At 37.6% G+C, this 22,996-nt stretch carries 17 protein-coding genes; all 17 read right to left on the reverse strand.

Going from position 1 to position 22,996, the window contains the following annotated elements; genetic code table 11:
- Positions 1-24: 24 nt before the first annotated feature.
- A complete protein-coding gene (locus ACHCNF_RS02355) occupies positions 25-3,714 on the reverse strand; it encodes a hybrid sensor histidine kinase/response regulator (RefSeq protein WP_408071194.1) in 3,690 nt (1,229 codons plus the stop codon).
- Between the two features lie 177 nt (positions 3,715-3,891).
- Positions 3,892-4,578 carry a hypothetical protein gene (locus ACHCNF_RS02360; protein WP_408071195.1) on the reverse strand — a complete coding sequence of 229 codons (687 nt, stop codon included), beginning with the start codon at positions 4,576-4,578 and terminating at the stop codon, positions 3,892-3,894.
- 2 nt (positions 4,579-4,580) lie between these two features.
- Positions 4,581-6,125: a PP2C family protein-serine/threonine phosphatase gene (locus ACHCNF_RS02365; RefSeq protein ID WP_408071196.1), complete on the reverse strand. Its 1,545-nt coding sequence runs from the start codon at positions 6,123-6,125 to the stop codon at positions 4,581-4,583.
- Between the two features lie 15 nt (positions 6,126-6,140).
- A complete protein-coding gene (locus ACHCNF_RS02370; protein WP_408071197.1) occupies positions 6,141-6,572 on the reverse strand; it encodes an ATP-binding protein in 432 nt (143 codons plus the stop codon).
- Between the two features lie 30 nt (positions 6,573-6,602).
- Positions 6,603-7,778 (reverse strand): anti-sigma factor antagonist, encoded by a 1,176-nt coding sequence (locus ACHCNF_RS02375; RefSeq protein WP_408071198.1) that lies wholly within the window; start codon positions 7,776-7,778, stop codon positions 6,603-6,605.
- A gap of 37 nt (positions 7,779-7,815) precedes the next feature.
- Positions 7,816-11,046, reverse strand: coding sequence for a cellulase family glycosylhydrolase (locus ACHCNF_RS02380; RefSeq protein ID WP_408071199.1), 3,231 nt, complete (start codon positions 11,044-11,046; stop codon positions 7,816-7,818).
- Between the two features lie 72 nt (positions 11,047-11,118).
- Positions 11,119-11,418 (reverse strand): STAS domain-containing protein, encoded by a 300-nt coding sequence (locus ACHCNF_RS02385; protein ID WP_408071200.1) that lies wholly within the window; start codon positions 11,416-11,418, stop codon positions 11,119-11,121.
- Between the two features lie 249 nt (positions 11,419-11,667).
- Complete coding sequence (locus ACHCNF_RS02390; RefSeq protein WP_408072178.1) at positions 11,668-12,726, reverse strand: branched-chain amino acid aminotransferase; 1,059 nt, start codon at positions 12,724-12,726, stop codon at positions 11,668-11,670.
- Positions 12,727-12,877: 151 nt separating this feature from the next.
- Positions 12,878-14,344 carry an AI-2E family transporter gene (locus ACHCNF_RS02395; protein WP_408071201.1) on the reverse strand — a complete coding sequence of 489 codons (1,467 nt, stop codon included), beginning with the start codon at positions 14,342-14,344 and terminating at the stop codon, positions 12,878-12,880.
- An 81-nt stretch (positions 14,345-14,425) separates the two neighbouring features.
- Positions 14,426-15,244, reverse strand: a complete 819-nt coding sequence (locus ACHCNF_RS02400; protein ID WP_408071203.1) for a P-loop NTPase — start codon at positions 15,242-15,244, stop codon at positions 14,426-14,428.
- A gap of 79 nt (positions 15,245-15,323) precedes the next feature.
- Positions 15,324-16,319, reverse strand: coding sequence for a glycosyltransferase family 2 protein (locus tag ACHCNF_RS02405; protein ID WP_408071204.1), 996 nt, complete (start codon positions 16,317-16,319; stop codon positions 15,324-15,326).
- Entirely contained in the window at positions 16,309-16,797 is a 489-nt protein-coding gene (leuD, locus tag ACHCNF_RS02410; protein ID WP_408071205.1) for a 3-isopropylmalate dehydratase small subunit, read from the reverse strand. Before leuD ends, ACHCNF_RS02405 begins: the two co-directional genes overlap by 11 nt.
- Before the next feature lie 18 nt (positions 16,798-16,815).
- A complete protein-coding gene (gene leuC / locus ACHCNF_RS02415) occupies positions 16,816-18,084 on the reverse strand; it encodes a 3-isopropylmalate dehydratase large subunit (protein WP_408071206.1) in 1,269 nt (422 codons plus the stop codon).
- Positions 18,085-18,161: 77 nt separating this feature from the next.
- The gene (locus ACHCNF_RS02420) at positions 18,162-20,612 is read right to left on the reverse strand and encodes a YfhO family protein (protein ID WP_408071207.1); all 2,451 of its coding nucleotides are present in this window, start codon (positions 20,610-20,612) and stop codon (positions 18,162-18,164) included.
- A 48-nt stretch (positions 20,613-20,660) separates the two neighbouring features.
- Positions 20,661-21,689 (reverse strand): ketol-acid reductoisomerase, encoded by a 1,029-nt coding sequence (gene ilvC / locus ACHCNF_RS02425; protein ID WP_408071208.1) that lies wholly within the window; start codon positions 21,687-21,689, stop codon positions 20,661-20,663.
- Positions 21,690-21,807: 118 nt separating this feature from the next.
- Entirely contained in the window at positions 21,808-22,323 is a 516-nt protein-coding gene (gene ilvN / locus ACHCNF_RS02430) for an acetolactate synthase small subunit (RefSeq protein ID WP_408071209.1), read from the reverse strand.
- Between the two features lie 156 nt (positions 22,324-22,479).
- Positions 22,480-22,968 carry an acetolactate synthase small subunit gene (ilvN, locus tag ACHCNF_RS02435; protein WP_408071210.1) on the reverse strand — a complete coding sequence of 163 codons (489 nt, stop codon included), beginning with the start codon at positions 22,966-22,968 and terminating at the stop codon, positions 22,480-22,482.
- Between the last annotated feature and the right edge of the window lie 28 nt (positions 22,969-22,996).

The raw sequence follows: 22,996 nt of genomic DNA on the forward strand, positions 1-22,996 counted from the left end.
AAGAGCTCCAATTCAATTTATTTTTCATTTAAGAATTAAACTTACATCCTTATAGATTTTATCATACCAATCAATAAATGCAGATACTTTTTCGTCAAGACTTTCTAAATCATTATTTTTTCCGTAGCTTTCAAGATCTTTTGCCATATCGCTAAACTGAATTGCTCCAATCAAAGCTGATGAACTTCTTATAGCCTGTATCTCAGTAACAAATCCCTGATTATTCTTTTCTTCATAAAGCTTTTGCAGTTTCTCTTTTCTATAATTACAGTCTCTTATGAAAATACTGAGAGCTTCAAGATATATTTCCTTTGTTTTACATAGCTCAAGAGCTTTATTTACATCCAGATAACCAAGCTTTTCAATGGCCAAAAGCCCATCGTCCTTTGTATCAGTTGTATCGACTCTACCTTTATCAGCTTTTTCTGTCTCATAGCTAATCTTGTAGGCAGGAAGATATTTTGAAAGCATCTTTTCAAGCGCCTTTGTATCCACAGGCTTAGACATATAATCATCAAAGCCCGCTGCAAGATATTCTTCCTTGGCACCTACAACGGCATTTGCGGTAAGCGCGATCACTGCAGTGTGGTTATTTAAAAGATTCTTTTCCTTTATGTATTTAAGTGTTTCTATTCCATCCATCTCAGGCATCATATGATCAAGAAGAACAATGTCATACTTTTTCTCTGTAACCCTCTCAATACATTCCTTGCCGCTTGATGCAAAATCAGGGCTGATCCTGTTTCGTTTAAGGAGACTCTTCATTACAGAAAGATTCATCTCGTTGTCATCAACAACAAGAATATCAGCATGCTCTGCCACAAGATACTTACCGCCACTCTCCTCAGCCTCCAGAATGATATTGTTAATATCAAATTCTCCGATATGTCGCCAATCTGTAACCTTCTGTTTTAATTCAAATGAAAATTCCGAGCCTTCTCCATAAACGCTCTTCACCTTCAGATTACTGCCCATCATTTTCAAAAGGCTGGTAACGATGGCAATGCCCAGTCCTGTGCCTTCAATATTTCTGTTGCGTTTTTCATCCAGTCTCTTAAATGAGATATTAAGCTTGTCTATATCAGCATCACGTATACCGATTCCGGTGTCTGATATTTTGATGTCCAACATTATGTACTCTTTACCAATGTCTTTACCTGAAATGGATAAAGTAACGCTTCCTTTTTCGGTATATTTAACAGCATTCGTAAGAAGATTTAATATGATCTGTTTAATTCTGAAATCATCACCGTACATTCCATGAGGGAGTCTGGGATCTATCTCCAGCTTAAGCTCGAGATTAGTCTTTTTGATCCTGGCATTTATCATATTTATAATGTCACCAAGAAGCTGTTTTGTCTCATAATTTGTACATACTATTTCAAGCTTGCCTTCCTCAATCTTAGAAAAATCAAGAATACTGTTTATAAGAGCAAGCAAAGTCTTTGATGCGCTTTGAATATTTGCAGCGTATCCTTTTATATCATCCCTCGGACTTTCCCTTAGGATCATTTCGTTCATTCCAATAATTGCATTTATAGGTGTCCTTATTTCATGTGACATCATAGCAAGGAAATCACTTTTTGCTTTACCTGCTGCAATTGCGGCATCAGCAGACTCCTGAAGTTTCGTATTCATTTCATCCTGCCAGGTTATAAGGCCTCCCAGAAGTCTGTAAATGATTATCACGCAAAGTAATGACATAAAAAATGCTATAGATCCATTAATAAGCGCTCTTCCGTAAATAGAGAAAAAATTGAAAGCTACAAATACCGCAAAATCAGACATCTCATTTTTTTCAGCGATAAGAACCTTATAAACATTGTCATAGTCTTTAATAATAAATACACTATCAAATTTATTATACGAGCTGTTATAGGGAAGTGATGCCACATTTATAGTTTTATCCTTAGTCATCTGATATTTTCCGTAAGGGTGATTGATGATCATTCCTCTGGCATCTGTCAGGAATGCATAGCTCTCTGAGGAATATGATCCTCCAAGTATTTCTATCAATTTATCTATATAGAAGTCAATTCCAAATACACCCAGCAGCTCACCTTTTTCCTTGCTGTAAACGCACTGTGAAAAGGTAATGCAATACCCTCCTGTCTTGGCATCAACATATGGATTTGAAATATTAAAGCCATTCTCTGAATTTATGGTATCCATATACCATTGTCTGTCTTCAATTTTAAAATCAGCATCAGGCTTCCACCCATTATTCATATAAACAGAAGGTTCCAACTTTCCCCCGGCAATATACGTAGCCGAAATCTGTTCATAGCATGATGTTATCCTGTCCAGATACCTTACAGTATTATCATAGTTATTCAGAATATACGGGTTAGTCGAAATATCATTGCAGAACATATCAAGAATACTCTTTTGTGAAATAATCCACTGTGAAACCTGATTTTCATAAGCTCCAACCTTTTCCTGCATGGTAGCCATACACCAGCGCGAAGTCATCCAGCTGATTGAAAAAACACTAATAAACATGGTAAAGCTCATAAGCGCAATTATGATATTTCTGAATCTTGAGCTTACTCTTGCATATTTTCCTGTATTCTTCCTTGTTTTCTTTTGATTTTCTTCCTTTACGTAATTGGAATAGCTTATTATCTGTTGAATGTTCTCGGATAGTTGAATTGAAGCATCCTGAATAGCTTTAAATCTTGACTCATAGTTAATATCATCATCAAAGTTTCTTGTATCAGCGTTATTAATTATCTGATTCAGAGGAGTCTTCAAATTTCCTGTAACAGATTTAAGGAAATCTTCTTTTTCGATAAGAGCAGCCTGGGCTTTTTCTTCGTTAGACTTGCTCATAAAATAAAGAACAAAAACAACTGCAAATAGAATCACGTTCAAAATCATAGCACCAAAAAGCCAGATATATGAATCATGATAAAGCTCCCAGTCATTTATACCGACAATAAGATACCACCCTGATTTTGTTCCTGTAGCAAAAAGATTATCATAAAAAAATCCATTTCTTATCTTTGAAGAAACAGTTTCATTTGAAACCTTTGCATAATTAAAAATCCCGGCATAATCAGGGAATACATCAATCAACTTATTGCCAACATAGCCCTGATCAGTGCAGCCGGCAATAATACCATCATTAGTCACTATTATTGCAGTATTATTGCCTGCAATAGATATTTTTTGAATTTGTTCCTGAATTTTTGAAAGAGTAAAATCGATAGCAAAGACAGTATTTCTATCATCCAGACATATAGACACTGAATAACATATATCACCTGATACAGCATCGATATAAGGATCAGTAACGTAAGCCTTTCCTTCATAGAGTATAGCGCCTGTGTACCAGGATCTGTCATTGTGAGAATAATTTTCATCATTAAGTTCAGGGATAATTTCCCAATCATCCCCTGCAGCATAAACATTAAAGCCCACACCATCAGTTCTTCGTTTGACTTCATCACGTGAATCATAGATAAATTCTGTCAATACTTCTACGTCTTGCGAAATTGGCTGCGCTTTAAATGCATATTCCGATGTTAAATTTACGGCGTTGTTAATCCCGTTTTCAAGCTCTGCTCCAATATTCTCCAGCTGATATTTTCCGGAACTGATTGTCTCATCCGCAGTGGTCCTGAATACCAATAGCAGGTTAACACTGTTTACAATTATCAGAGCAATCAAAACGATAATTATTACGCCGGCTGCCTGCTTTTTCTTATTCACCAAAAATCAACCTCACGAAATACTAAAGCAGCTGTTTATACTATTTCCTGGCAACAATCCGGCACATACCCCAAAAACATACAACGCCTCAAAAAACTTTTAACCATATCAGGGGTTCCGGATCAACACACCGGAACCCCATAAAAACTGAAATAATGTTTTCACTTTAAATTGAACTTATTGATTCTTTAGTTCCTTTACAATAGTCATCTCAATAGTATTGCTCTTTGTTCCAACTATTACATCAGTTGCAAGGCTTGCAACAATTGATTTTTCAAGCTCATCCCAAGCTTCTTTTGTTGCATCATCAGTTTCATCCTCTTCAATAGCATCCGAAAGAGACATTCTGTAATCTGACAGCGACCATGCAGCACCAAGATCTCCGATACCGCCCATACCATCATAAATACCCATGCTTCCAAAACCTACGCTTACTCCGCCGTATTGCTGCTGAAGTCTACCAACATAATCAAAGTCAAGCAGTCCGGTTTCAATGATGTCTGCAATTTTTGCCATAAATCCGGTAGCCATTGCATTTTCACCACTTGTAGACATTCCCAAAAGTTCTTCCTTTTTTTCAAAGGACATATCTGTTTTAGCTGTAAGCTTAAGGCAGCAGTAATGTTCAAATTTTTCAAACCAAAGAAGTGCTGAAAAATCCTTTGTAATCTCCTCAAGCATTATAGCTGTCTCTTCAAACAGAAGCTCCATTTGAAGATTGTCCTTATGCTTAAGATCACATTCTTTAAGATAATCCCCAACCTTGTCAAAATCTGCATCAAGCTTATTATCTTTGCATGTAATTATAATATTCTTGGATTTGCAGATAGGCATTTTCTCAATTTCTTTGTACATTTTTTCCATATTCATCTCTCTCCTGTTCCATAATATTTAAGGCACAGCATCGTAATATCATCAAATTGCGGTGCGTCCTTTACAAAAGCTGTAATGCTATTCCTTACATTTCCATCAATGGTTTTCGGATCAGCATCAGGATTTTTATTAAGGGCTCCAAGGAGCTTTTCCTCTCCAAATAGCTGATGTTTAATATTTGTAGCTTCTGTGACACCATCAGTGTATATAAATAACGTATCTCCGGGAGCCAGTTTAAACTGTCCTCCTTTGAACGTGAGCCCTTCCAGAGCTGCAAGCGGCGGAGAATGCTTTTCCTTTATTATTTCAAAGTCACCGCCATTTTTTCTTAAGCAGGGATATTCATGACCAGCATTTGCATAATCTACAGTTCCTTCAGCTATATCAAGTATTCCAATCCAGGTTGTTACAAAAAGTTCGAGCTCGTTGCCCTCGCACAGCTGATTATTAACCTTTTGCAGAATTGTAGATGGATTCATTTTTCTGGAATATAATCCCTGGTTTTTTATTATTGTTCTCGATACCATCATGAAAAGAGCAGCCGGTACTCCCTTACCGGAAACGTCTGCAATAACAACGGCCAGGTGATTATCATCTATCATAAAGAAATCATAAAAATCACCACCTACTTCTTTTGCCGGCGTCATTGAAGCATAAAGGTCAAACTCTTTTCGTTCAGGAAAAGGAGGAAATATTCTGGGAAGCATATGCTCCTGAATTGCTGCTGCAAGAGACAGGTCTCTGTCTGCGAAGGCTTTATCCCTCCCCTGAAGAACATTAAGTATGCAATACATAAGCAGAATCACAAGCATTATAACTCCGCTTATTATCGACAAACCATAAACTCTTATTGTGAGAACAGATACCACCAGAGGAGCCAGTGCATACATAAAGAATGTAACAATCTGGTATTTCTGAAGGTTTTTTCTCTCTAAAATCACAACTAAAAGAGTAGCTATTGTTGATGCAAAAACATATATAAGGGAAACCAGATAAAACGGGCTTCTGGTATATACACCCTCCGGTGTTACGTAATAATATATGTTCGTAAAAATGTTTACAAATCTCATAAGTATTGCAGCCGCAAGACCTATGAGCTGAGCCTTATCAAGAGTTTTTATTAATTGATTGTCAGTCTCCAAAAAGGATTTTGTATATTTCCAAAAACAATAAATCTCAAGCGGAGCACATAAATAGTAAAATAAATTGTCTATATAGTTTACAAGTGCCAGTTCCGGAACACCATCCACAAGCCATGCTATTGCATCAGTAAACAGTCCCAAAAACGCTGCATTTAGCAGGTAGAAAAGCCATTTCAGATTTGCCCCTGTTTTCTGAACATCAATGAGGCAGCATATAAAAAGAACTGCCCCCATAAGCATTCCAAAAATATCACCACTGATATTAAAGACATAAATTGGTTTAAGATTATTTATCCCCCTTACAAATATGAGCTGGGCGCAAACAAAAACCATGCAAATATAGAACACAGAGACTGAATATGCTCTATTTATCTGCTTTTTAGTTAAAAATTCCATTGTAATTCCATCCGGTCATTTCAAAGATTTTGTAATTGTAGTAATGTTTTGATTATTGGAGTATTCATATTTGACGTCATCCATGCTGTTTTTAACCATATAAATACCAAGCCCACCTATCTGCCTCTCTTCGGCAGACAGTGAAACATCCGGATCGTCTTTTTGCAAAGGATCGTAAAATATACCGCTATCAATAAGCGTTATCATTGCGCTTTCGCCATCGCATGAAAATCTGATAGTAGCATCCCCAATATCATCTCTATAGGCATAATGAGCAATATTTACATATAATTCTTCAACAGCCATGTCTATCTTCATTTGGTTTTTCATGCTGCAACCTGATTCCTCAAGTTCACCATCAATAAACTTAAGAACCTGAGGCAGGTTTTCAATTCTGGCTTCTAATTTTAGTTCCTTCATTTCCCTTATCCTTTTTTCAAAATCCATTACGATAATTAATCTATGTTGAATAATAGATTAAAAAACAAGAGTATCAATTCTATCGAGAAGTTCTATAAGTTCCTTCTTCCAAAGCTCAATCTCAGCCCTTTTGTCTTCTTTTTCCAGGGCTCCGCGCCTTATGTTTCTTCTGATAATTCTTGTATATCCAACAACTCTTGCCTTGTCCACAACCTCGTCTATTCTCGCATCATCCTCTGTTCCAAGGTATACACCCATGGCTTTCCTGAAGAAACGATATGCAAAATCAACATCAACTCTAAGGAAATCTTTACACATATCCTTATCAATTTCATAAAAGCCAACAAAAGCATTATAAATAGACGCAAGTTCAAATATCGGATGTCCAACAGCCAGCGTATCCATATCAATAAGCAGTACCTCATCATCCTGAAGTTCAATATTATTGGTATGATAGTCACCGTGGATCATATAATCAGAATCCGGAACCTTCTCTATAAGACTCTTTAATTTTTCATAGGAGGCTTCAGGTAAATAATCCTTATCAAACTCTGCCCATTTCAGAGCTGTCTCTTTAATTCTGGGGAGCTTTCCTGATGGAACTTCGGTCTCGTGAATACGCTTAAGCAGTCCTGAGAACTCATTTACGCACCAGTCGAATTTATCAGGCTCCTGTGCAAGAATCTTAGAAAAAGATTTTGCATTTAAAAGCTCAAATACTGATCCATAGCTGTCACCAACCTTAACCACATCGTAGGAAATAGCTGTAGGTATTCCTAAAACCAGAGCAAGTCGCGCAACCTCACGTTCATGCTGAATATCATTTAATGCATCGGCATTTTTATATACCTTTACAACGTTATCACTGTCAATTCTGTAGAGGGTTCCGTTGGCTCCTTTACCTATAACTTCGCATCCCTCTACACTGACAACCCTATATGCTTTTTCAACAGTCATCATCTGATTGAAGCCTGTCATATCAAATATCTCATATACTTCAGAGCTCACATTTATAATTCTGAGTTCTGCATGTTTTTTTCTCAAATGCAAAAGCACACGAAGTCCGGCACTTGATATATAATCAAGCTTTTCAGCATCTATTAAGATATTTTCCTTAGATTCAAATGCTTCGTTTATAGTGTCCTGAAATTGCGGAGCATTATTGGAATCTATTCTTCCAAAAAGAGAAATCAGATAACCGTTTTCATTTTTTACTACTTTTACTTCTTCCATAAATTACCTCTTTCTTTCGTATTAGCTACGAGGTTTTTTAGAATTTCGTTGTCCTTGATACGCGATGAGCTATGTTTTGCCACAAGTGACTTAAAAAACTTGTGTCTCTGGATAGTGTCTGCGGCAGTGAAGGAATTCTGTCATAGAGTACCTCCAGATATTCATATAGAGAGTCACAATAATCCAGAATCTCTATAGTGTGGTTAAATATACCACCGGTCTTGGATTCCGAAACCACTGTAACTGCCCCCTTCATATCAGCAACATAGTCACCTGTATTTATCTTAATCCTTACTGCAGCGCCCGCACTGAGTTGAACTTCATCATCCAAAAATACTGATACGCTATGCTCTGTCATTCTGGTGGTTACGCCTTCATATACGTTTCCTTTTCCTTGTCCGTGAGCAATTGTTATCTCAACGGGTTCAGCATCAATTACATGAACAACTTCATTGTCAGAATCTCTACCATCAATAAGGAATAAAGACATAAGAAGGAAATACAGGTTTCTTATCATCCAGAACAAAAGGACTAAAAGACCGATAATCTTCATCATATCCATTATTGCCAGAACTCTTATAATACCGACAACCGACAAAACAATAAGAATAATAAACGGTATCATTGCTTTATAGTCAGTAGTTCGTTTTTTCGCTCTCGCTGATTTATCGGTAACCTTGAACTTCGATAATGAAATTCCGAAGGATTCCTTCAAAATCGGAATAAACAAATGCGGCATTACACTGGTCTCATATATTCCACTCCAGTCCATTGACATCGCATTACCACTAAGCACTCTCAGGGTAACTTCCTGCATAACAAACATAGGAATCCAATATACCAATAGCTCAAGCCAGTTACATTTAAGTACCGGAACAGCAAAGGTTGCAAACAAAAGGGGTGCAAGAACATAAATCAGATTCTTTATAGGTGAATACCAATATGCTACGCAGCTCCAATAGCTTATCTTTTGTCTTAGCGACAGTCCTTTTTGTCTCCAATACTTCAATTTTTTTGCAGTTACTATAACACCACGTCCCCAGCGGGTTCTCTGCTGAATATGCTCCTTATAGGTATGAGGTGTCTGTCCGCTTGCCAGAGGCTCCGGCAATGCCAGGCTTATATATCCTTTTGCCTCGATCAGGAGACCTGTTGCGAAATCCTCCGTTATGGATTCAGTATAAAAACCACCTATATCCTCCAGCGCTCTTCTGCTAAGTACAGTATTCGACCCACCATATACAACACTGTTTGTAGATGATTTTGCAACCTCTATTGTTCTGTAGAAAAAGTCCTGTTCATTTGGAACTCTTCTCTCAGAATACAGAGCATGTTGGAATACATCAGGATCATAGAAGCACTGTGGTGTCTGCAGTAATCCAAGATGCATCTTCTTACTCTCTTCAAGATTGATACATCTGTTTTCAACCTCTACAAAATATGGAATGGTTTTTAAAAGGAAATCACTTTTAACGATCATATCCGCATCAAGAGTAACAATGTACGGAGAAGACGTCTGCTTTAAAGCATTGTTAAGATTACCGGCTTTAGCGCCCTTATTATCAGGTCGGTCAAAATAGCCTACGCCCATTTCCTCAGCAAGCGCACGCATTTCAGGTCTTCTGTTATCATCGCAGACATAAACATGAACCTTTTTCTTGTCAGGATATTTTAGATGATTACATCCATTTATAGTCTTGCGAAGTAATTCGCAGGGTTCATTATAAGTTGCAATAAATATATCAACGTGCGGATACTCAGAATCCGATATTTTTGGAAGTGGTGGATTTTTCATACCCAAAAGGCTTTCATAGAATACAATGGATTCACCAAATCCGAAGATTTCAACAGCTAAAAGTACTATATTACCAACAATGGCAATTACACCACTCTCTACAGGAACTGAGAAGAATATTCTCCAGCACATATAAACAAGTGTTAAATAACTACAAAGTATAATGCAAAAAAAAGCTATTGCATAAGCAAGACCGCTCTTTTTGGAAATCTCCTTTAATTCCTCTTTATTTAAAAGATAATAATATGTCTTGTTTTTATTCTTATTGACCTGCAGGAAAATATCACGAAATACAAGTGCAAAAACAATGATAACAACACATACCAAAGCAAAATATGGATATCTTCTTATTGCTTTATATCCTCGATCTCCAAGAGAGTTAGCAACAAAGGATGATATTTTTGACATCAAACCTTTAGTTATAGTATCAGCCGGAGCAGGAATGTTATCAGGCCTTACACCTTTAATAAGTTCTTTTACCCATTTACCGCTGTCGCTTAAATAATCATCATTCAATCCTTTTACAGGATCAAAATCATGTTTAAAAAATGCTGAGCTTTCATCTTTGTTGGAAAAGCTCCAAACAGAGTAGCTTATGTTATTTTCAAGGAGAAAATTGAACCATTTTCTGGAAGAAGCAAAATCAATAGTTCCATCACCTGTATGTTCACATATTCCGCATTCAGAAACAAAAACAGGAATGCCTGCATTTAAAGCAATTCGTAATTCATCATTTAAGTCATCCTTATGTGTTGCAGCATAAAAATGCAAACAATACATCACATTTTCAAAATTCAGAGGCCTTTTTGTAACAGGGACAAGTCTTCTGTCATATTCAGGCGTTCCTACAATAATAACTGCATCAGGAACATTTTTTCTTATTACCGGAATAACGTCATTACAGTAATTAACGATATCATCCCATGTCGTATCGCCATTTGGCTCATTACATATTTCGTAGATCAGATTGGGAGCATCAGAGAATTCTGAAGAAATCTTATCAAAAAAATCGATAGCTTGTTCCTTGTTGATATTCGGATTATTATCGCTCAGAATATGCCAGTCAACAAGCACATACATATCATTTGCTATGGCAGCATTTATGCCTTTTCGCATTAGTTTCAGGCTTTCACCGTTTTTCTCTTTGCAGTAAACATCAGAGTACATTGCAAGCCTAATAAAGCTACTGTTCCATGTATTGGAAAGTTGCTTGAATAATTTCTCATCAATAAAATCAGGATACCATGTAAGTCCGTGAGTACTTATTCCGCGGAGCTGTACAGGATCCCCCTTTTCATCAACAAGATTTGTGCCTTCTACATGTAGTCTTCCATTAACAGAAGGTCTTGCAGTGTATAAAAGATCAGAATTATCCTCAGCTAATGCATTCACGCCATGTAAGCACAAACAATTAAGAAAAACCATAATGCCAAATAAAATTATGGCGATTTTTCTGATAATTTGCTTATTCATAATCCCTCATAAGAAAAAATGCGCAAATAGCAGGATAACATAGTTATCCTGCTATCATTTAAGCCACCCTGATTATTCGATTGTTAAAATATCTGAGAATCCTGTAACCTCAAAAATTTCGTTAACTTCTTCAGATACATTCTTCACAACCATCTTGCCCTGCTTATTCATTGTTTTCTGAGAGGACAGAAGTACGCGAAGACCCGCACTGGAAATATACTCAAGCTTCGCAAGATCAAATTCAAGATTCTCCACGCCTGTAAGAGAAGCCTTAAGCTCTTCTTCAAGATTTGGAGCTGTAGTGGTGTCAAGTCTTCCTTCAAGACCTACTACAAGATTTTTCTCCTTCAAGTCCTTAGTGATGTTTAACATTCGCATACCCTCCTCATAAATTAGTATGTTATTATTTTATGAAATATTAAAATATATCACTTATTAACTATTGTACACTATTACGATAACTTTTGAAGTAATTTTATCATTTTTTTATCTTATTTATTTATGTTTTAAATTATAACAAAAATGTATGATATTTTGCTAGTGCATATATATTTCTTTATTCATATTTCCAAAAAAACAAAAGCCATACTTAAAAATGAGGATTAGATGTTATTCTATTTTTTACTTTATTACGTGTACCCAACCCTGAGGAGCTTCTATCTCACCCATCTGAATACCTGTAAGTGTATCATACAGCTTTTTGATAACAGGTCCCATCTCATCCATGCCTGACTCAAAGCAGATTTCCTTACCATGGTCATTGATCTTACCGACGGGGCTGATAACAGCAGCTGTACCACAAAGGCCCATCTCTTTGAAATTATGAACTTCATCAAGTCTTACCGGTCTTTCATCAACAGTAAGTCCAAGATAATCCTTTGCAACCTGAACTATGGATCTTCTGGTAATAGAAGGAAGTATGGAATCTGTAAATGACTTAGGAACAACAAGGTTACCGTCAGCATCTACAAATAAAATATTAGCTCCTCCTGTCTCCTCGATATATGTTCTGCTCTGAGCGTCAAGATATACATTCTCCGCAAAGCCCTCTTCGTGAGCAGTAACAATTGCGTGAAGACTCATAGCATAATTAAGGCCTGCTTTGATGTTGCCTGTTCCGTGCGGTGCTGCCCTATCAAAGTCACTAATCTTTACAACAATAGGCTTAGCGCCACCCTTGAAATAAGGACCAACAGGTGTAACGAAAATTCTAAACTGATACTCATCAGCCGGCTTTACACCGATTACATTACCTGTAGCGAACATAACAGGTCTGATATAGAGTGTTGCTCCACTTCCAAAAGGAGGTACCCATTCTTCGTTAGCTTTTACCACTTCTTCAACAGCTTTAATAAATCTCTCAGCAGGGAACGCAGGCATTTCCAGACGTTTAGCTGATTCTTCCATTCTCGAAGCGTTGAGGTCAGGTCTGAAACATACAATATGTCCATCCTCTGTCTCATATGCCTTAAGTCCTTCAAAAACCTCCTGTGCATAGTGAAGTACCCCGGCATCCTCGCTTAATATAATCTTTGAATCGGTTGTAATGGCACCATCATCCCATTTTCCATCCTTGTAATTGGACACATATCGATAATCTGCTACGTGATAATTAAATCCGATACTTGACCAGTCTAAATTTTTCTTACTCATAATAATATGCTCCTCCTGTTTTCTGATCAGTTCAGGTTGTAAAAAGAAAAGCCCAAGCCGATTCAATTTAGCACTTTAAAGTGCCGACTTTTTAAAAATTATTATAATTACATATAATCAAGTGTCAAGGTGTAAATTTAAGCATTAAATCCGTAAGGGGACCATGACAAAATTAATGTCATTTATCAATACCCCTTTCATCCTCTGAATTGCCAACGGTAGATTTGCTTGATAAATCTTTACTTTCCTCACTGATTTTTCCTGAAGGATCATTACTATCGCTGTCAGAATTAGGAAGCACCTTTTTGATATAATTCTTTTTACTGCTGTAAAACTTGAAAATTCTTCTCCAGGTAGATGCTTCATTATGTACGTAATAACGTGTATTATCCGCATTTTCAAGAGTTACTATACCATCATCATTCATGTAAGCAGTATCGATATAAGTTGAAGTATCTCTTGGAAGTTTCTTTTCTCTGAGCTTCATCATAGTAATATGGCTGCAGAATGTATAAATGCATGCAAACACAGGCACTCCCGTAAGCCATCCGATAGGTCCCCATACTCCGCCAAAGAACATGATTGCAAAAATCACCCAGAAGCTTGAAAGGCCTGTTGAATTGCCAAGTATAAGTGGACCAATTATATTACCGTCTATCTGTTGAAGAACAACAATTGTGATCAAAAATACAAGTGCTTTAAAAGGATTGATCATTATAAGCAGAATTAATCCGAATCCTCCGCCAAGATAAGGGCCAAAGAAAGGAATTATATTAGTAATTCCAACACCAAAAGCAAGAACGATAGGATACGGGATTTTCAAGATTCTAAGCGCAATAAATGCGATTATTCCTACGATAATCGAATCTATAATCTTACCCATAATGAAACCTGTAAAGGTATGATGAGCATATCTGAAAGCTCCAATTACCTCATTAGCAAAATCTCTCTTCAGGAAAGCATAGCAGATTTTTTTGCCCTGTCCAATAAATGTCTCTTTGGAATTCAGCACATATACAGCCACAACTATTCCTACTATCAGATAAAGAAATACCTGTATAAGGCTCATCATACTCTTAGAGACCTTGGTTATCATTGTGGAAAGATTGGGCACAACATTGCTTTCAAATAAGTTATTGATAGTAGTGGAATACTGTTGAAGCATAGAATCCACAGTCCTTCTTATAGAAGGGTTGTCATCAAGATACTTATCCATGAACCTTTGGAAATTAGTTGCATAATAAGGGAAGTTTCTGATAATCTCCTTTATGCTTCTGACAAGCTGAGGCACTAAAACCATCAACATTGCATAGAGAATTAAAAAGAACAGAATCATAGTGAGAGCCACACTCAGCTGTCTCACCTGCTTCCTCCTTTTAAAGTACTGACCATCCTTAAGGTCAATCCCACGCAGCTTAAATAATGGATAAAACCATTTTTTTTCGATAGTATTAAGTATGGGACTAAGAATATATCCCATGACACAACCGATTATGATTGGAGTCAGGATACCAAGGAGTCTGTTTATGCCACTGGTAAGTGCATCCCCTTTAAACAGGACATAATATATCAGCATAATGGCAAAGCTGCATAATATTACAGATGCCATAATACTAGCCTGCTTTTTCCCCAGTTTCCATTTCATAATAAAATCCCCCAATCAATCATTTTCATACCAAACTTTTTTAATTCATAGAGCAATTATGCTATTAAATGCAAATAAATATCAAAGCTGTTCAAGCTTGTATACAAGACTATCCATAAAATCAGGCTCATAATCCTCAATTCTTCCGGCATCACACTTTGATGCAAAATCAGGATCAAGAGGAATTCTTGCAAGTACATCAAGCCCGTTAGCAGAAGCATAGGAATCTATCTTGCTCTCACCAAATACATAAATAGGTTTGTTGCAATGAGGACAGTTCATATAGCTCATATTTTCAACAAGACCGATCACAGGAACATTCATCATCTTAGCCATGTTAACAGCTTTTTCAACTATCATCGAAACAAGCTCCTGAGGAGTGGATACAACTATTATTCCGTCAACCGGAAGTGACTGGAATACAGTAAGTGGTACATCACCTGTTCCCGGAGGCATATCTACAAACATATAATCAATATCACCCCAATTAACCTCGCCCCAAAACTGTTTAACAACACCTGCAATAACGGGTCCTCTCCAGATAACAGGATCGGTATCGTTATCCATTAAAAGATTGATTGAAACCAGCTTTATTCCGTTATCTGATTCTGACGGAATCATGTTTCCGTTATCATCAGCATACTTGATTTGCTTTGCACCAAACATCTTGGGAATAGAAGGTCCTGTAATATCTGCATCAAGAACAGCAGTCTTATAACCCTTTCTATTCATGGCACAGGCTGAAAGACCGGTAACAAGGCTCTTTCCTACTCCACCCTTGCCGCTGACAACACCAATTACTTTTTTTACTTTGGATCCCTGCGCAAGATTAACTCTGAACGCAGCTTCACTCTCCTTCTTAAAATCCTCAGGAGTTTTTTTCTTCTTTTCTTCTGACATTAAATATAACCTCTCTAAATATATTAAGCTTGCAGGTCTGATTTTATACCTGCTAAAAAACAGATGAAATCTTAATTAATCATCTAAAGATTTTCACATCTGTGAGATTGACATCATTATTCTTATCTCCAAGATATTCGCTTATGATATAACGTGGTCTGTTCTTGGTCTCTAAATATATTTTACCAATGTATTCTCCAATTACTCCCAGAGAAATCATTGTTAAGCCTCCGATAGCCCAAATGGAAAGAACAGTTGTCGTCCAACCGGGTATTGTATTGTTTGTAAAGTGACGAATCAATGAATATATAAGTATTATAATACTCACAGAAAAAATAGTAACACCAAGCCCTGAAATAACGCGAATGGGTTTTACCGAAAGAGACGTAATTCCCTCAAATGCAAAAGAAAGCATTTTCATAAGCGGATACTTACTTTCTCCTGCAAAGCGCTCAGACCTTTCATAATAAACAATATCTGTCTTTAGTCCAATCATAGGAACAATTCCGCGAAGGAAAAGATTTACTTCCGTAAACTCAGAAAGCATCTCCAACGCTCTGCTGCTCATCAATCTGAAGTCCGCATGATTATAGACAATGTCAGCACCCATTTTGTTCATGAGCCTGTAGTAGGATTGAGCAGTTCCGCGTTTAAATGCGGTGTCAGTTTCTCTGCTACTTCTGACACCAAAGACAATTTCTGAACCCTCTCTGTATTTTTCCAGCATCCCGTCAATTGCATCAATATCATCCTGAAGATCAGCGTCCATTGATATCGCAACATCACAAACACTTCTCACAGTCATAAGACCTGCAAGAAGTGCATTCTGATGTCCTCTGTTCCTTGAGAGCTTGACTCCCTGGAACAAAGAATTCTTTTCATGTAGTTCACATATCAATTCCCATGTGGTATCTGCTGACCCGTCATCAACAAATACAACTCTGCTGTCTGCAGAAATAACACCCTTGGAAGTGAGATCCTTCATCTTTTCCTCAAGTCTTCTTGACGTTTCGGGAAGAACCTCCTGCTCGTTATAACATGGGATAACCATAAATAATTTAATATTACTTTGCATTTATATAATTAACCAGTCCTTCGCTATCAATTATTTTCTGCATAAACGGAGGAAATGCCTGCCCCTGATATGACTTGCCTGTAGTCTCGTCAGTAATAATACCTGTATCGAAATTTATACTCACAACGTCACCTGCATTTATTTCCTTTGCAGCCTCTTCACATTCTACTATAGGAAGGCCAATATTAATACTGTTTCTGTAAAAAATTCTTGCAAAAGTTTCTGCTATTACACAGGAAACTCCCGCAGCTTTAATAGCGATGGGTGCATGCTCTCTTGATGATCCGCATCCAAAGTTTTTGTTAGCAACAATGATATCTCCCTTTTTAACCTTCTGTATAAAAGTTTTGTCGATATCTTCCATGCAATGAGCAGCAAGCTCAGCATGATCGGTAGTATTTAAATATCTGGCAGGAATAATTACATCAGTATCAACGTTATCTCCGAATTTAAAAACATTTCCTCTTGCTTCTTTCATAATCCTCGCACCTTTCCTTTAAACTAATTCTGAAGGCTGTGAAAGCTTACCGGTAATGGCGCTTGCAGCAGCAACGGCAGGTGAAGCAAGATATATTTCAGAATCGGTAGCTCCCATTCTGCCTACAAAGTTCCTGTTAGTAGTTGAAACGCATCTTTCTCCTGATGCAAGGATTCCCATATATCCTCCAAGACAAGGACCGCATGTGGGAGTTGAAACAACAGCACCGGCCTCAATGAAGATCTTAAGAAGTCCTTCCTCCATAGCCTGCATATATATAGCCTGAGTAGCAGGAATTATAATGCAACGAATACCATCTGCAACCTTTCGTCCTTTAAGAATTTTCGCAGCCATTCTGATATCATCAATTCTGCCGTTAGTGCATGAACCAATAACAACCTGATCTATTTTTATTTCATCTATATCATCAAAGGTATGTGTGTTTTCAGGAAGGTGTGGGAATGCAACCGTTGATTTAAGCATAGACAAATCAATTGTATATTCCTCATCATACTCAGCATCGGGATCAGCCTCAAAGATCTTATACTCTTTCCCGGGTGCATGTTCCTTAAGATATTCAATTGCTTTTTCATCAACAGGGAAAATGCCATTCTTTCCACCGGCCTCAATAGCCATATTGGCAATAGTAAATCTGTCGTCCATTGAGAGTTCCTTAACTCCCTCACCGGTAAATTCCATAGACTTATACAGTGCGCCATCAACACCTATCATACCGATGATATGAAGAATTACATCCTTACCACTGACATACTCATTCAGTTTTCCGGTAAGATTAAATTTAATTGCTGAGGGCACTTTAAACCATGCTTTACCGGTAGCCATTCCTGCAGCCATGTCAGTTGAGCCTACACCTGTGCTGAATGCTCCAAGTGCACCGTAAGTACATGTATGTGAGTCTGCACCGATTATGAGATCACCGGGAACTGTAAGTCCTTTTTCAGGTAAAAGAGCATGCTCAATTCCCATCTGTCCAACTTCAAAGTAGTTTGTAATCGAATTTCTTTTAGCAAATTCGCGAACACATTTGCAGTTCTCTGCAGATTTTATATCTTTGTTGGGAACAAAATGATCCGGAACAAGGGCTATCTTATCTTTATTAAATACGCCCTTGGATTTAAATTTTTCCATTTCTTTGATTGCCACAGGGCTTGTTATATCATTTCCAAGAACAAGATCAAGATCAGCCTCGATAAGCTGACCGGGTTTAACCTCTGAAAGTCCTGCGTGTGCAGCCAGAATTTTCTGGCTCATTGTCATACCTGCCATTTACAATCACTCCTCACCTTTCATAAAACATTCACACGTTGCATCTTTTGTATATATCCTGAATAAACATACCATATTTAGCGCTTTTTGTAAAAACGAAGAACCAGTAAATAAGCGCCTAAAAGTGTAATTCCAACCACACTCATTGCTAACCCCGGATAAAATCCATCAGGTTTATAATCAGCTCTTATTTCATGCACTCCCGCCGGTACTCTGACAGCCATCATCCCATAATCTGCTTTTATTATTTCTGCCTTTTTACCGTCAATCGTAAGTTTAAATCCCTTCATGTACGGAACGGCAAAAAACATGAGCTTATCCTCAAGCAGGTTACAGGTCATAGCATAAAAGCCCTTTGTATCAGTCTTAAACTTATTGCAAGAATTCCCGGCTCTATCAGCACAGTTAGTATTAAAAACATCTACCGGTAGCTCCTCCGTATAATAATTTGCAGAGAGCTCCTCTATAATGTCACTGTTTTCCTCCGCGTCATCGTCAGGAAGAACCACAGCAACTGATAATAACCTGTCCTTTATCAGTGTATCATCAATCTCTTCCCAGTCAGATTCCCTTATACAATAGTCATAGGTAAATCCCATTGGAATATAGTTCATATTCCTGTAAATATCGATGCCATTTTGAGTATCATATAAATAAAAACCATTTATTCCGCTTCCGCTTTCAAAAAAGCCTTCGTCATTTATTAGCGAATTTTCAAAGTAATACTTTGTTCCAAGGATGGCTCTTAGTCCTAATCTGTCCTCCGGAATAATAGTTTCAACAGTCCTCTCTAAATCCCCGGCTCCATACAAAAAGTCAAATGTCTGGGAAGGTATTGTGCTTATAAAGCTGTGCAGCGATCCATATCCCCAGTACATATCATAATTTGTAGCCGTTCTGTCTGTCTCAGTCCTGAAAAAATCGCCATCATCATCAAGGTCAGGTTTAAAGCAGAGCATCTGCTTTTCCCATTCTTCTTTTCCGAAATCATTTATAAGGCCACTGCCGTTTAAAAGCACGATATGAAGCGAAATAATAGATGCGATAGCCGTTAATGCAAATAAAATCTCGGTTCTCATAATCGGCTTTTTAAAAATTACAGCGTTTTCCTTACCGGGTATTCTAATCTTTCTTATGCATTTGGGAACCACAAAAACTGAAATTATCAGCATAAGAAGAATTATCGCTGTCCCTATAACGTCACGCCAGTATATCTTTTCATTTTGGATCAGCTCCATGCTTACGATGTCTCCATACTTATTGTAGGAAGGCAAAACAGAAATCAGTAATATCGTCAGAAATATGAAACATGTAAACAATACGCCCTTTTTCAGTTCCTTTGATGCACCTCTTTCAATTACAACAGATGTCATCATAGCCATAATAAGAATCGGCATGTAAAACCATCTTGCATAATAATTCTCATTAAATAAAGAAAATGCAGAATTTAAAACCGGAATAAATGTCATAACGAGGCAAACTATAATGAGCCTTTTATATACATTTTTTCTTGCTTTATGCATCATGCAAAAAGCAAATACTCCGGACAATCCAAACAGAGGAAGAAAAACAGCAAGTGATGCGTTTTTTACAGTATCTGTATAGAATACCGTACCTTTCCCTATGATGTCCGGGATCATGACCATGCTCTTTATAATGTCCCAGAGCATATTCATGCTTTTATAGGAAACAGCATCATAGCCAAGTATCACATTTGAAATCCTGCTGTTACCTGAAACGCCAAGCACTGCCTGAAGTATATAGAAGCCTCCGATCAGAACACCTAAAACTCCGCCTGCAAAGGCTCGTAAAAACATCCTTATGATGTGGTGAATTCTATTCCCTGGAACAAAGCAAACAAAAAAATAAATGATCAGAAAAACCACCTGTCCAAAGAAGAAATAATAATTTATCACTGCCATTAAGGTTGTCATAAGTGTAAAGAAAACAAACCTCTTACCTGACGGAATAAAGAACCAGTGATCTTTATGATGGTCAGTTTCCATGAGCAGTTCAAAGGACAGTAAATATAAAGGAAAAAAAGCTACAGCATCAGTAAAATGATTAAATACTATATTACATGCATTAAAGCCGGAAAAAGCATATAAAAGTGCACCTGTCATGGCAGCTTCATCGCGAATGGTCTTTCTTCTTATGAAGACATATGCAGTCATGGCACATACGCCGTACTTAAGTGCCATCAGAAATGGCATCATATATGGAATCATTTCTTCCGGAAACGGAACCGTAAGCCAAAAGAAAGGGCTGCCAAGCAGATAAAAGGAAAAACTTCCTATAAGTGATCCACCCAGATCCACATTCCATAGGTAAAAAAGATTCCCGCTCCTTATAGCTCTATGAGCAACAGTATAAAAAGGAATCTGCTGCACATTATAATCTCCATAATAGAAAAACGGCATGCCCCTTGTTATAAAGAGAGGCAAAACCGCTACCATATACATAATGAAGGAAAGAGCCAAAAGCTGTAGTACTCTGGACTTAACCGGCTTTTTACTGTAATATTCCATAATCTTTAAAATGAGCTGCCGCTAAGCGGCAGCTCTCCTTTTCGTTTCTTAGTTATTGATAAGCTTATCGCTCTCGTTATTCCAGCTGTAAAGCTTTCTAATCTCAGCACCAACCTTTTCAGCGGGATGCTCTGATGCAAGCTTTCTCATAGCATTGAAGTGAACCTGTCCGCCTGCTTCACTCATATCAAGAAGGAATTCTTTTGCAAATGTACCATCCTGAATATCTGAAAGGATCTTCTTCATAGCCTTCTTGGTATCCTCTGTAACAATCTTAGGTCCTGTTACATAGTCACCATATTCAGCTGTGTTAGAAATTGAATATCTCATGCCTGCAAAGCCTGACTGATAGATAAGGTCAACAATAAGCTTCATCTCATGTACACACTCAAAGTATGCATTTCTCGGATCATAGCCTGCCTCAACAAGTGTCTCAAAGCCAGCCTGCATAAGTGCACATACACCGCCGCAAAGAACAGCCTGCTCACCGAAAAGGTCAGTCTCTGTCTCTGTTCTGAATGTTGTCTCAAGAATACCTGCGCGAGCTCCGCCGATACCTGCACCATAAGCGAGTGCTTTATCAAGAGCTTTACCTGTAGCATCCTGATATACAGCTACAAGGCAAGGTGTTCCCTTTCCTGCCTGATACTCAGATCTAACTGTGTGGCCGGGAGCCTTGGGAGCGATCATTGTAACATCGACATCCTTCGGGGGCTGAATAAGACCGAAGTGGATATTGAATCCATGAGCAAACATAAGCATGTTGCCGGGCTCAAGATTGGGCTCGATGTCTTCTTTGTACATCTTAGCCTGTTTCTCATCGTTGATAAGAATCATAATCACGTCAGCCATCTTTGCAGCTTCTTTTGTGTTATAAACCTTAAGTCCCTGTGCCTCTGCCTTTGCCTTGCTCTTAGAACCTTCATAGAGACCTATAATGACGTTGCATCCGGACTCCTTAAGGTTAAGTGCATGAGCATGGCCCTGAGAACCATAACCGATAATCGCAATTGTCTTACCCTCTAAAAGTGAAAGATTACAATCCTCCTGATAGAAAATACGTGCGTCCTGTGACATGTTTCTTACCTCCGTAAAAATTAATTTTATATTACTCAAAATCAGACTGTTAAGTTGGAAATCATATCCTTAAAGTGAGTCAAAATCACATGTTTATCTATTGTCCGATTCTGTAGTATTACATGTTTTCCAATTCCTCTATAGAAATAACTTTATCTGTTCCTCTTCCAAGTCCGGCAATTCCGGTTCTGGCAAGTTCAAGAATTTCTCTTCCCTCAAGCATTTTAAGAAGAGCATCGACCTTAGACTGGTTACCTGTAACCTCTATAATAAGTGACTCAGGTGTTACGTCTATTATATTGGCTCTGAATATATTAACTATTGAAATCAGGCTTTCTCTTTCCTTCTCACCTGCTCTCACCTTAACAAGTGCCAATTCTCTGTAAACACTCTCGTCAGGTTCAAGCTCATGAATATCCCTGACATCAATCAGCTTGCTGAGCTGTTTTTCAATCTGATCAAGGATAACATCATCTCCTGATGTAACTATTGTTATTCTGGTATAATTAGGATCTGCTGTAGTTCCGGCTGTTATGCTCTCGATATTATATCCCCTTCGAGCAAAAAGACCTGAGATTCTTGTCAGAACACCGGATGTGTTATCTACAAGCAGCTGAAATACTTTTCTTTTCATGCTCCTCCAAATATCGCTAAGACTTATACAAAAATAAAATCAAAATTATGTATTGCTAATTTATTCTTAGCTCTGAATAATTACAGATTATATGCGCTTTTGTGTGCAAAGTCAATGAAATACTTTTTTTATTTAAAACTTTAAAGGGCTAAACTATTATTTATCCCCTTCGTTGCATTTAGTCAAAGCTACAGTACCGGTTCTTGCCATCTCAACTATAGACACGGTTCTGAGCATTTCAATAAACACACCGACTCTTTCAGGTGTATCGCAAATCTGAATTATCATCATGTTTTTACTCATATCTACAATCTGAGCTTTCATGATGTCGCAGTTTTCCATGATATCTCTTCTGTTTTCACGGTTATATCTGACCTTAAGAAGCGTAAGCTCCCTGCAGATGCTCATGCTTTCCTTAAAAGTTTTTACTTTGATAACATCAAGCTTTTTGTTGAGCTGTTTTTCAATCTGCTCGATTGTGCGCTCATCTCCGCTTGATACAATAGTCATGCAGGAAACATCTTTGGAATTTGTTTCACCTACAACAAGAGAGTCAATATTAAAATTTCTTCTTGAGAAAAGCCCTGCAACTTTAGAAAGTACACCGGCATGATTCTCTACAAGTACTGAATATATTCGTTTCATTTTTTCTCCCAGAGTTCTGTTTCAAAAG

It is taken from the genome of Butyrivibrio sp. NATIVEDY162, assembly GCF_045999815.1.
Taxonomy (GTDB): Bacteria; Bacillota; Clostridia; order Lachnospirales; family Lachnospiraceae; genus Butyrivibrio.